Here is an 11466-nt window from a genome sequence, read left to right on the forward strand (position 1 = left end):
CGGTACCCGTCGGCAGGCTCGCGGCCGGTGATCCGGCGGCGAGCACGATCGCGAGGGTCACCGGGGAACCGCGTCGTGGTACGCGGCCAGCGCCTCGGCGATCGTGCCATCGACGCTCAGCCGACCCGCGTCGAGGTAGAGCCCCCGACGGCAGAACCGGGTCAGATCCTTTTCGTTGTGTGACACCAGCACCAGAGTGCGCCCCTCCCCGAGCAGCCGATCGATGGTCGTGTAGCACTTTTCCCGGAACTCGGCGTCGCCGACCGCCGTCACCTCGTCCATCAGCAGGATCGGGTGCGGCAGATGCGAGATGATCGCGAAGCCGAGTCGCACCTTCATGCCGGACGAGTAGTGGCGTACCGAGGTGTCGATCGCCCGTTCCACCTGCTCACCGGCGAACGAGACGATGTCGTCGAAGTGCCGTTTCAGATAGCCCGACGAGAGCCCGTGCAGGCCGCCCACCAGGTACAGGTTCTCCCGCCCGGTCAGGTCGTTGGAGAAGCCGGCGGAGAGTTCCAGCAGCGGCGCGACGTCACCGGACACCCGGATCCGCCCCTCGTCGGGGATCAGCACCCCGGCGATCAGCCGTAGCAGGGTGCTCTTGCCGGTGCCGTTGCGGCCGATCACCCCGACGGTCTCCCCCGGCGCGATCGCGAAGGAGACGTCGCGCAGCGGCCAGAACCGACCGTCGTCGGCACCCCGCGTACCCCGGTGGATGAACAGCTCCCGCAGCCGCAACTGCCGGCGGCGGTTGCGGACGAACCGGATGCCGAGGCCCTCCGCCTCGATGATCGCCTCACTCATCAGAGTTCCTTGAGCACGGCGGGTTCGAGCCGGCGGAAGGCCCACCAGCCGGCCACGAGCAGCAGCACGCTGATGCCGACGGTGGTGGCGAGCATTCGGGCACCCGGGAACTCGTCCGGGTACCACACCGCGTGGTGCAGCTGGAAGATGCCGACCAGCGGGTTGAGTTCGTAGGTCACCCGGACCCAGCCCGGCAGGCCGGAGTCGTGGACCAGGCTCAACGGGTAGATGATCGGCGTGGCGTAGAAGAGCACCCGGATGACCAGGCGCATGAACCGCTCCACGTCGCGCATCAGCACGTTGAACGCCGACAGCAGCAACGCCAGCCCGATCAGCAGGATCGCCTGCACCAGCACCGCGAGTGGCAGGGCGAGCAGCGACCAACCCGGTTCGATCCGGCCCTGCGCCGCGTACCAGACCGCGATGGCGGCGAGGATCGGCAGGCCGGCGGCGTACTCCGCGAAGCGGCCGGCGACCCGGCCGATCGGGAAGACCTGCCGGGGCACGTTCATCGTGGTGATCAACCGGGCCTGGCCGGTGAGCGCGTGGGTGGCCTCGCTCAGCGCCGAGCTGGTCCACATCCAGGCGAAGATCCCGGTGATCAGGAACAGCGGGTACGACCCGGCGGCCTCGCCGAGATACCGGTTGGTGTCGCGGGAGTAGAGCACACCGAAGACGAACCAGTAGATCGCACCCATGCCCAGCGGCTCGATCAACGACCAGAGGTAACCCAGCACCGACTGCTGGTACTTCACCGCCAGGTCGCGCCGGACCAGGATGCGCAGCGAGTTGCGGTGCGACCACAACGCCCCGACGCCAGAGGTCACCGCCGTCTCCCGCCTGGTAAGAGCCTCGGCCAGGACCCGCCTCGCCTCCACCGCCCTGCTGCCGGCCGCGCTGAACGGACGACAGGTTAGCAGCCGGTGAACGCCGCCCCACGAGCGCTCAGCACTCGATCACGTTGACGGCCAGGCCACCGCGCGCCGTCTCCTTGTACTTGACCTTCATGTCGGCGCCGGTCTCCCGCATGGTCTTGATGACCTTGTCGAGCGAGACGGCGTGCACCCCGTCGCCGCGCAGCGCCAGCCGGGCGGCAGTGATCGCCTTGATGCTAGCCACCGCGTTGCGTTCGATGCACGGGATCTGCACCAGGCCACCCACCGGATCGCAGGTGAGTCCCAGGTTGTGCTCCATGCCGATCTCGGCCGCGTTCTCCACCTGGGCCGGCGTGCCGCCCAGCGCCTCGGCCAGCCCGGCGGCGGCCATCGAACAGGCCGAACCGACCTCCCCCTGGCAACCCACCTCCGCGCCGGAGATGGACGCGTTCTCCTTGAACAGCACCCCGATGGCACCGGCCGCCAGCAGGAAACGCACCACTCCCTCCGCGGAGGCGCCCGGCACGAACCGGGTGTAGTAGTGCAGTACCGCCGGGATGATCCCGGCCGCCCCGTTGGTCGGCGCGGTCACCACCCGGCCGCCGGCCGCGTTCTCCTCGTTGACGGCCAGCGCGAACAGCGTCACCCAGTCCATCACGTGCAGCGGATCCCCACCGGCGCCCGCTACCGGTCCGCCGGGCGCGGTCGCGGCCGGGGCGGCGTCAGCCTCCAGACTGCGACGCAGCTCGGCGGCACGGCGGCGCACCTTCAGGCCGCCGGGCAGGGTGCCGTCGCGGGTGCAGCCGCGCTCGACGCACTCCCGCATGACCCGCCAGATGTCGAGCAGCCCGGCGCGGACGTCCGCCTCGGCCCGCCAGGACACCTCGTTGGCGAGCATGACCTCGCTGATGGACAGCCCGGTCGCGGCGGTCACGTCGAGCAGTTGCGCGCCGGTGAGGAACGGGTACCGGACCGGGGTGCTGTCCGGCTTGATCCGGTCCGCCCCGGCGGCGGCCTCGTCCACCACGAACCCGCCACCGACGGAGTAGTAGGTACGCATCCGCACCTCGGCCCCGCCCACGTCGTACGCCGAGAAGATCATCCCGTTCGGGTGGTACGGCAACGACCGGCGGCGGTGCAGCGTCAGGTCCCGATCCGGGTCAAAGTCGATCTCGTGGGTGCCGGACAGGCACAGCCGGTGCTCCGCCCGGATCCGGCTCACCAGCGCCTCGACGCCGTCCGTGTCGACCGTCTCGGGCTCCTCGCCGGCCAGACCGAGCAGCACCGCCCGGTCGCTGCCGTGCCCGTGCCCGGTGGCGCCGAGGGAGCCGAACAACTCGGCCCGCACCCGGGCGGTGCCGGTGAGCAGACCGTCGGCCTTGAGCCCGGCGACGAAGGTACGCGCCGCTCGCATCGGCCCCACCGTGTGCGAACTGGATGGCCCGATACCCACACTGAACAGGTCGAACACGCTGATCATGACTGTGCCTTCTCGCCGTCGCCGGGGTCACCGGTCAGCGGCCGGTCATGGTCGGCTCCGTGCTGCGGACCCGACCCGGTCGTGGCCGGTCCTCGCTGCGGTCCGGCCCTGGTGACGCCCGGGTGCGGGCGTCCGACCGGCGAGCCTACTACCCAGGACGCGACCGTGACTGACGTGCGAGCGCTGTCGAGCTGACGGCGCAGACGAATCACGCCCGCGACGGCACAGACGGCTCAACTCGACATCGCAGTCGCCCCTGATCCCGACGGCAGGCGTCGTCCGGAAGCCACGCGGGTAAGCACCTACGGGTCAGCAGGGTGGCCTTCCTCCTCCCGACCGAGGTCAGGACGGCCATCCGTGCCTAGCGTTGATTCCAGCAGCGGCGGAAAGCCGCAGAGGGGAAGTGACACGAATGAGTCGCAAACTCGTCCGGCCCCGCCAGGGGCGCATGCTCGCTGGCGTCTGCGCCGGCCTGGCCCGCCGGTTCGGCACCTCGGCCGGGTTGATCAGGCTGCTGTTCCTGCTGTCGCTACTGCTCCCGGGCACCCAGGTGATCGTCTACCTGGCGCTCTGGATCATCATGCCCAACGAGGACCGCCACCTGGCCCCCAACCCCTGACCACCCCCACCCCACCCCACCCCGCCCCACCCCCACGCCGCGCCCGCAAGCCGGTGCAACTTCAGGGCTGTTGCTGTATCCGGCGCGCGGCAGGCGACAACAACCCTGAAGTTGCCCGCCCCGCCCTGCTACGTGGCGTGGTCGGCGGTCCCCCGCAGGGATGGGGGTCGGAGGTGGGGTGGGGGCGGGCGCGTGGGGCGAGCGCGGGCGTGTGCGTGGCGTGGGCGTGGGTGGTCAGGGGGCGATGTAGGTGACGCTGACGTGTTCGAAGCCGAGTGAGCGGAGCAGCCCTTCCAGCATCTTGCGGGTGTTCTCCTCGGCGCGGGCATTCAGGCCGCTGTCCCTGGCCGCCGCGGTGATCCGGTCCTCGGCCAGCCGGTAGACCTCCTGCTGCCGGTTCGGGTCACCGCCGATCAGGTCACCGACGCGGTTGAGCAGGCCGCGCTCCTCCGCGAAGACGTAGCTCTTCTCCAGGTCGAGGTTGGTCTCGGCCAGCTGCGGTGCCGGCAGCTTGATCTCGACCGACTTCCCGTCGGCCGACTGCACGATCGCCCCCTCGGTGAGCGTGCCGAAGTCGACGTACGCCTCGACGCTGCCCGACCCGACGAACAAGGTCCGCTGGTTGAGCAGCCAGTCCGGCACGTTGCGCCGGTCGTTCTGCAGGTCGACCACGACTTGGAAGTTGCCCTCGGCGGCCACGTAGCGGCTGAGATCCTGCATCGACTCGAGCAGTGCCGGCTGCGTGCGATCGGTCTGTTCCTTGGTGAACGGGTTGCGGAACTCGGGCAGGATCCCGGTGGTCTGCACGCCGAGCAGCACCACCACCGCGAGCGCCGCGGCACCGAGCACCCAGAGCAGGGCACGGACCGCCCCGCCACCTGACTGCGGGGCCGGGGGTGGTGTGTCCGGGGCGTCCGTGAGCACATCGCCCGACCGGTGGTCGGCAAACTCGCTGGTGGGCTCGTTGATGTCGCCGTCGCGTGCCATCGCCCTCACCGTCCTCGTCAGACGCGGTCTCTGTTGATGACGGTAAGCCCAACGTACGACAGCCGCTCGTCGAGCCCGTCGGATGGACCCGGTCAGGGTCAGGTGAACGCGGAGACCCCGGTGAGCCGCTGCCCGACGACCAACTGGTGGATCTCCGAGGTGCCCTCGTAGGTCAGCACGCTCTCCAGGTTGTTGGCGTGCCGCATCACCGGGTAGTCCCCGGAAACCCCGTTGGCACCGAGGATCGTCCGGCACTGCCGGGCGATGGCCAACGCCTCCCGTACGTTGTTCAGTTTGCCGACGCTTACCTGCTCCGGGCGCAGCTTTCCGGCGTCGGCCAGCCGGCCTAGCTGGAGGGCCAGCAGATAGCCCTTGTTCCACTCGACCGCCATGTCGGCGAGCTTGGCCTGGGTGAGCTGAAAGCCGGCCAGCGGTCGCCCGAACTGGGTGCGGGTGGTCGCGTACGTGAGCGCGGTCTCCAGGCAGTCGCGGGCCGCGCCGAGGGCGCCCCAGACGATGCCGTGCCGGGCCTCGGTCAGGCAGCTCAACGGTGCCTTCAACCCGGTGGCGTCGGGCAGTTGCGCATCCGCCGGCAGCCGGACGTCGTCGAGGGAGATCTCGCCGGTCAGCGACGCGCGCAGCGACATCTTCCGGGTGATCTCGCGCGCCGTCACCCCCGGCGTGTCCATCGGTACGACGAAGCCCCGCACACCGGATTCGGTACGCGCCCAGATCACCCCCACGTCGGCGATCGGCGCATTGGTGATCCACATCTTGCTGCCGTCGAGCACCCAGTCGTCGCCCTCGCGGCGTGCCCGGGTGGCCATCGACGCCGGGTCGGAGCCGTGGTCCGGCTCGGTCAGTCCGAACGAGCCGATCGCCTCGCCGGCCGCCATCGCCGGCAGCCAGCGCTGCTTCTGCTCCTCGCTGCCGTAGCGCCAGATCGCGTACATGGCCAGTGAGCCCTGCACCGAGACCAGCGACCGGACCCCGGAGTCACCGGCCTCCAGTTCCAGGCAGGCCAGCCCGTACGCGACGGCCGTCGAGCCGGCGCAGCCGTACCCGGTCAGGTGCATGCCGAGCAGGCCGAGCTTGCCGAACTCGCGGGCCAGTTCGCGGGCTGGCGCGTGACCTGCCTCGTACCAGCCGGCGACGTGCGGTCGGACCAGGTCGTCGACCACCTGGCGTACGACGGCGCGGATCGCTCGCTCGTCCTCGGTCAGGGACGCATCAAGGTCGAGCAGGTCCACCTGGGTCACTCGACCGCCTCGGCGAGCACGAACACCCGGGCGTGGATCTGGTTGCGCTGTTGCAGCGCGGCACGCAGCGCCCGGTGCAGGCCGTCTTCCAGGTAGAGACCACCGTTCCACTGCACGACGTGCGGAAACAGGTCACCGTAGAAGGTGGAGTCCTCGGCGAGGAGCTTGTCCAGCGCCAGCTCGCGCTTGGTGGTGATGAGCTGATCCAGGCGCAGCGGGCGGGGCGGAATCTCCGCCCACTGCTTCAGGGTCAGGTTGTGTTCCGGATAGGGACGCCCGTCCCGGACCGCTCTGAAGATCACGACGGCACGCTCCCCTCCCCCTGGCCGGCCGATACCACGACGCCGGGCCGGGTCGCGGCACGGCGCCGCGACCTGCGGCGCCGATGACCGTGCCAGCGTAGCCGGACCCCGCACCCCACGTTCTGCTCCCTGATGCCAGTTTCGCCACGGGTCGTCCGGTTCTCAACCGGACGAAACCACCGGTTCGGGTCAGCTCCACCGCCCCCGCCGGACGACCTCGTCCACCGGACGGCGCCCGCGACGCAGCGATGGTGACCGGTGGTCGGCGGCTCGATAACCGACAGTGAGGGCACCGATGGGGTGATACGCCTCCGGCACACCGAACGCCTCCCGATAGGACACCAACCGCTGCGGCGGGATGCCGAAGAAACAGCAACCCAGCCCCTCGTCCACGGCGGTGAGCATCATCAGCAGCGCGGCGAATCCGGTGTCGACGTACCAGTAGGGCACCGGCCAGCGATCCGTCGACCGGTCCGCCCAGCCCTTGTCCGGCTCCGCGTACCGCTCCAGGTAGACCGAGCGGTTGGCGTGCGGCACCACGATCAACGGTGCCCGGCGCATCCCAGCCAGCCACCGCTGCATCCCGCCGCCCTCCGGGGTGCTGGCCGCCCAGAAACGCTCCCGGTCCTCCGGCGACTCCAGCACCAGGAAGCCCCACCCCTGCGAGAACCCGGCCGACGGGGCCCGCACCGCGTGCTCCAGCAGCCGTTCCACCACCTCCGGCGGGACCGGCCGGTCCGGGTCGTAGTTGCGCACCATCCGGCGCCGCCGGACGACCTCCGCGAACTCCACGCCGTACTCCTCACGTGCCCGCCCGGTCCGCGACCGGACGCTCAGCCACCGGGCCGAATGCCCCAACTCCCGCGCCAGGTGTCGCCCGGCGCCAGAGTGATGAGATCCCGGCCGGAGCGGAACGCGTCCGGCGGGCAGGTCATCGGCTCCACCGCCACCGACCGGCGGAACCGCTCGCCGGTCAGCGTGTCACCGGTGTAGACCTGCCACCAGCCGAACTGGTCGTCGGCCCAGATCCGTAGCCCGGTCGAGGCGTCCGGCCCGGTCAGCGTCACCGAGGAGCCGCCGTCGGCGTCCCGGTTCACCTGCCCGAAGGCGAGATCCAGGACGGCCTCACCGATGCGACGCGGCTCGGTGTAGTCGTACTCGGTACCGGCCACCGCGGCCGCGCCGACCGGCAGCAGCCGACCGTCCAGCAGCAGCCGGGACCGGCCGGGTACGCGCAGTGCGATGTCCTCCACCGACACCCCCGGCAGTTGCAGGTACGGGTGCACGGAGAAGCCGAAGGGCACCGCCTCGGTGCCGACGTTCGTGACGTCGTGCTCGGCGCGCAGCCCGTCGGCGCCCACGACCCACCTGGTACGCAGCCGCAGCGGCCACGGGTAACCGGGCTGCGGCAGCAGGTCGTAGCCGACCGTGACCTCGTCCGGCCGCTGCTCGATCAGGTGCCACGATGCCCAGTTCACCAGGCCGTGGATGGCGTTGTGCCGCTCCGGCTCGGTCAGATTCAGCTGTCTCGACTGCCCGCCGAAGGTGTAGACGCCGTCGCGGATCCGGTTCGGCCAGGGTGCCAGCACCTGCCCCGCCGAGCCCGGGCACATCTCGTCGGTGGCGTACCCGTCGAGATGCTCGACCCCGTCCTGGCGGTAGGCGCGGAGTCCGCCGCCCAGCTCGACGATTACCGCCTCGTGGCCGGCGGCTGAGATGCTCCACTGCGCTCCCGACAGGGGAAGCGGATCGCGGCTGTCCATTCGCCAGACCCTAGCCGCCGACGCCGTCGTTCGCTCGCCGCGGTCCACGGCCCTCGTCGTGCTCGCGTCCAGCCGCTCCGGTCGGCGGCCGGTAGCGGGTCAGCGCCGGGAAGGCCACGGCGAGCAGCACCGCGAGCACCGCCGCCGCGACACCGCCACCGATCCAGGCCACCCCGCTGCCGAACCCGGCCGCCATGGCACCGGCCCGCAGGTCGCCCAGGCGCGGACCGCCGGCCACCACGACGGTGTTGACGCCTTGGAGCCGGCCACGCATCCGATCCGGCGCGTAGATCAACAACATCGACTGCCGTACCACCGAGCTGACCAGGTCGGCAGCGCCGGCCAGCACCAGCAGTACGACCACCAGCCAGAGCTGGCCGGCCAGTCCGGCCAACGCCACCGCGACGCCCCAGCCCACCACGGCGAGCACCAGCACCAGACCCTGCCGGCGAACCTGGCCGATCCAACCCGAGACCAGGCCGGCGAGCAGTGAGCCGATCGCGATGGAGCTGTAGAGCCAGCCCACCGCCGCGCCACCACCGAACCGTTCGGTCGCCACCTCGGGAAAGAGCGCTCGCGGGAAGGCGAACACCATCGCGATGAGGTCGATGGCGAAGGAGAGCAGCAGCACCGGGCTACCGGCCAGGTACCGCACCCCGTCGACGATGCTGCGCAGCCCCGCCTGCCGGGGCCTGCCGTCCGGATCGGGTTCCGGCGGCATGGCTGGCAGCCGTAGCGCCGCCCAGACCAGGGCGGCGAGCAGCGTCGCGTCCACGGCGTACGCGACCGGCAGTGCCACCCCGAGGTCCCAGATCGCCAGGATCAGGCCGGCGGCCAGCGGCCCGAGGACCGCGGTGGCCATGGCGGTGGTGAAGTTCAAGGTGGTGGCCGCCGGCACCAGCTCGGTCGGGACCAGCCGGGCCACGAGCGCCCCACGGGCCGGCCCGGAGATCGCGAACGCCACCGAACTCAATGCGACAAGGGCCAGCAGGAGAACCGGGCTGCCGACCCCCAGCAGCGCCTGGATCAGCAGTCCCAGCACGGCGACCCAGAGCAGGACCGAGCCGCCCAGCAGCACCCGCCGCCGGTCGATGGCGTCGGCGACCGCCCCGCCCCAGAGCCCGAAGACCAGCAGCGGTACGAAGGCGGCGACGCCGAGCAGACCGACCCAGAGGGAGTCCTCGGTCAGCGCGTACATCTCCACCGGCACCGCGACGGCGGTGAACTGGAAACCGAACATCGCGATGGCGTTGCCGACCCAGAGCCGCCGGTACGCCGGTACCCGCAGCGGGCGCAGATCGATCGCCCAGCGGCGCTGCTCGCGCGGCCGGTCGGTGCTGCTGACGGTCACGGTGCCAGCCGCTCCACGACCCAGTCCGCGCCGGTACGCCGGAACCGCAGCCGGTCGTGCAGCCGGCTGGCCCGGCCCTGCCAGAACTCCACCGAGTCGGGACGTACCCGCAACCCGCCCCAGTGCGGCGGAGCGGGGATCGGGTCCACGTCGGCGAAGCGCTCGGCCGCGGCCCGGTAGGCGTCGTCGAGGGCGGCCCGTTCCGGCAGCACCGACGACTGGGCGCTGGCCCAGGCGCCGAGTTGCGAGCCGCGCGGCCGGCTGGCGAAGTACGCCTCCGTCTCCGCCCGGTCGACCCGTTCCACCGGTCCGGTGACGATCACCTGCCGCTGCATCGGAAACCAGGGAAAGAGCAGACTGGCGTACGGGTTGGCGGCCACCTCGGCGCCCTTACGGGAGCCGTAGTTGGTGAACAGCACGAAACCCTCCGGGTCGTACCCCTTGAGCAGCACCGTCCGCGCGCTCGGCCGCCCGGCGGCGTCGGCGGTGCCGAGCACCATGGCGTTCGGCTCGGGCAGTTCAGCGGCGACCGCGTCGGCGAACCACCTGTCGAACTGGGTGTGCCAGTCGGCGGCCAGTTCGCTCTCCATCAGGCCGGAATCGGCGGCGTACTCGTGCCGCATCCCAGCTGGCACCGGTGTGTCCCCCATCACGTTCCCGCTCCTCCCCCGTCGGGCCGGTACGCGCCCGCCGACCAGCCCGTCCGGCCCAGTCTTATCCGTGCCGGAAGGGGCCCGGCAAGCGGGATGTCGCCAGCAGCACATCGACAGCGTCTCGCGCACCCGGCCACCAGCAGGCAAGATGTCACGAACACATCCCTGAGGGTCGCCTAAGGCGCTCACCCGGCCGGGGCCGGGACACCGAGCCCGGGCGGGCGCACCGACCACACACCAGGAGCAGTGAGATGGCCGATTTCAAACCCGGACTTGAGGGCGTCGTAGCCTTTGAAACCGAGATCGCCGAGCCCGACCGCGAGGGCGGTGCGCTGCGCTATCGCGGGGTCGACATCGAGGACCTGATCGGCCAGGTTTCCTTCGGCAACGTCTGGGCGCTGCTGGTCGACGGCCGCTTCGGCCCGGGCCTGCCGCCGGCCGAGCCATTCCCGGTGCCGGTGCACTCCGGCGACATCCGGGTCGACGTGCAGTCCGCCGTCGCCATGCTCGCTCCGTACTGGGGCTTGCAGCAGCTGCTGGACATCTCCGACGAGCAGGCCCGCGAGGACCTGGCTCGGGTGTCGGTCACCGCCCTCTCCTTCGTCGCCCAGTCCGCTCGCGGCCTCGGCCTGCCGGCGGTTCCGCAGAAGGAGATCGACAAGGCGGAGACGGTCGTCGAGCGCTTCATGAAGCGGTGGCGCGGCGAGCCCGACCCGAGGCACGTCAAGGCCGTCGACGCGTACTTCATCTCGGCTGCCGAGCACGGCCTGAACGCCTCCACCTTCACCGCCCGGATCGTCGCCTCCACCGGCGCGGACGCCGCCGCCTGCATCTCCTCGGGCATCGGCGCGCTCTCCGGCCCGCTGCACGGCGGCGCGCCGTCGCGGGTGCTGACCATGCTGGAGGCGGTCGAGCGCAGCGGTGACGCGGAGGGCTACGTCAAGGGCGTGCTCGACCGGGGTGAGCGGCTGATGGGCTTCGGTCACCGGGTCTACCGGGCCGAGGATCCGCGCGCCCGAGTGCTCCGCCGCACCGCCAGGGAACTGGGCGCCCCGCGCTTCGAGGTCGCCGAGGCCCTGGAGAAGGCCGCCCTCGCCGAGTTGCAGGCCCGCCGACCGGATCGGGTGCTCGCCACCAACGTCGAGTTCTGGTCCGCCGTGGTGCTCGACTTCGCCGAGGTGCCGGCACACATGTTCACCTCGATGTTCACCTGTGCCCGGATGGGCGGTTGGAGCGCCCACATCCTGGAGCAGAAGAAGCTCCAGCGACTGGTCCGTCCCTCGGCCCGCTACGTGGGCCCGGGCACCCGCAAGCCGCACGAGGTCGACGGCTGGGACGCCGTACCCCACGACGTCTGAGTCGTACCGCCTGAG

At 71.1% G+C, this 11466-nt stretch carries 12 protein-coding genes; 2 read left to right on the forward strand and 10 right to left on the reverse strand.

The window, feature by feature from the left end; all coding sequences use genetic code 11:
* Positions 1-57 precede the first annotated feature (57 nt).
* The 3 genes from O7624_RS13155 to O7624_RS13165 all read right to left on the reverse strand — a co-directional run bounded on the left by O7624_RS13155 (position 58) and on the right by O7624_RS13165 (position 3159).
* Positions 58-804 (reverse strand): ABC transporter ATP-binding protein, encoded by a 747-nt coding sequence (locus tag O7624_RS13155; protein ID WP_093404147.1) that lies wholly within the window; start codon positions 802-804, stop codon positions 58-60.
* The gene (locus tag O7624_RS13160; protein ID WP_282240203.1) at positions 804-1631 is read right to left on the reverse strand and encodes an ABC transporter permease; all 828 of its coding nucleotides are present in this window, start codon (positions 1629-1631) and stop codon (positions 804-806) included. Before O7624_RS13160 ends, O7624_RS13155 begins: the two co-directional genes overlap by 1 nt.
* A 118-nt stretch (positions 1632-1749) precedes the next feature.
* The gene (locus O7624_RS13165) at positions 1750-3159 is read right to left on the reverse strand and encodes an L-serine ammonia-lyase (RefSeq protein WP_282240204.1); all 1410 of its coding nucleotides are present in this window, start codon (positions 3157-3159) and stop codon (positions 1750-1752) included.
* A gap of 412 nt (positions 3160-3571) precedes the next feature.
* Between O7624_RS13165 and O7624_RS13170 the strand changes: the two genes are divergently transcribed.
* Positions 3572-3778 carry a PspC domain-containing protein gene (locus tag O7624_RS13170; RefSeq protein ID WP_093404145.1) on the forward strand — a complete coding sequence of 69 codons (207 nt, stop codon included), beginning with the start codon at positions 3572-3574 and terminating at the stop codon, positions 3776-3778.
* Between the two features lie 234 nt (positions 3779-4012).
* Here O7624_RS13170 and O7624_RS13175 read toward each other — a convergent pair whose 3' ends face one another.
* The 7 genes from O7624_RS13175 to pdxH form a co-directional block, all read right to left on the reverse strand.
* Positions 4013-4765, reverse strand: coding sequence for a DUF4230 domain-containing protein (locus O7624_RS13175; RefSeq protein ID WP_282240205.1), 753 nt, complete (start codon positions 4763-4765; stop codon positions 4013-4015).
* A gap of 98 nt (positions 4766-4863) precedes the next feature.
* A complete protein-coding gene (locus tag O7624_RS13180; RefSeq protein WP_282240206.1) occupies positions 4864-6024 on the reverse strand; it encodes an acyl-CoA dehydrogenase family protein in 1161 nt (386 codons plus the stop codon).
* Positions 6021-6326, reverse strand: coding sequence for a type II toxin-antitoxin system VapB family antitoxin (locus O7624_RS13185; RefSeq protein WP_093404142.1), 306 nt, complete (start codon positions 6324-6326; stop codon positions 6021-6023). Before O7624_RS13185 ends, O7624_RS13180 begins: the two co-directional genes overlap by 4 nt.
* 189 nt (positions 6327-6515) lie before the next feature.
* Positions 6516-7118 carry a nitroreductase family protein gene (locus O7624_RS13190; protein ID WP_282240207.1) on the reverse strand — a complete coding sequence of 201 codons (603 nt, stop codon included), beginning with the start codon at positions 7116-7118 and terminating at the stop codon, positions 6516-6518.
* A 41-nt stretch (positions 7119-7159) separates the two neighbouring features.
* The gene (locus O7624_RS13195; RefSeq protein ID WP_093404139.1) at positions 7160-8089 is read right to left on the reverse strand and encodes an aldose 1-epimerase family protein; all 930 of its coding nucleotides are present in this window, start codon (positions 8087-8089) and stop codon (positions 7160-7162) included.
* A 10-nt stretch (positions 8090-8099) separates the two neighbouring features.
* On the reverse strand, positions 8100-9440 hold the full coding sequence (locus tag O7624_RS13200) for an MFS transporter (protein ID WP_282240208.1): 1341 nt from the start codon (positions 9438-9440) through the stop codon (positions 8100-8102).
* Complete coding sequence (pdxH, locus tag O7624_RS13205; RefSeq protein WP_282240209.1) at positions 9437-10090, reverse strand: pyridoxamine 5'-phosphate oxidase; 654 nt, start codon at positions 10088-10090, stop codon at positions 9437-9439. The genes O7624_RS13200 and pdxH overlap by 4 nt, the downstream gene beginning before the upstream one ends.
* A 254-nt stretch (positions 10091-10344) precedes the next feature.
* Here pdxH and O7624_RS13210 point away from each other — a divergent pair, with 254 nt between their 5' ends.
* The gene (locus tag O7624_RS13210; RefSeq protein ID WP_093404137.1) at positions 10345-11451 is read left to right on the forward strand and encodes a citrate synthase 2; all 1107 of its coding nucleotides are present in this window, start codon (positions 10345-10347) and stop codon (positions 11449-11451) included.
* The last annotated feature ends 15 nt before the right edge of the window (positions 11452-11466 follow it).

Source organism: Verrucosispora sp. WMMD1129, assembly GCF_029581255.1.
GTDB classification, from domain to species: Bacteria; Actinomycetota; Actinomycetes; order Mycobacteriales; family Micromonosporaceae; genus Micromonospora; species Micromonospora sediminimaris.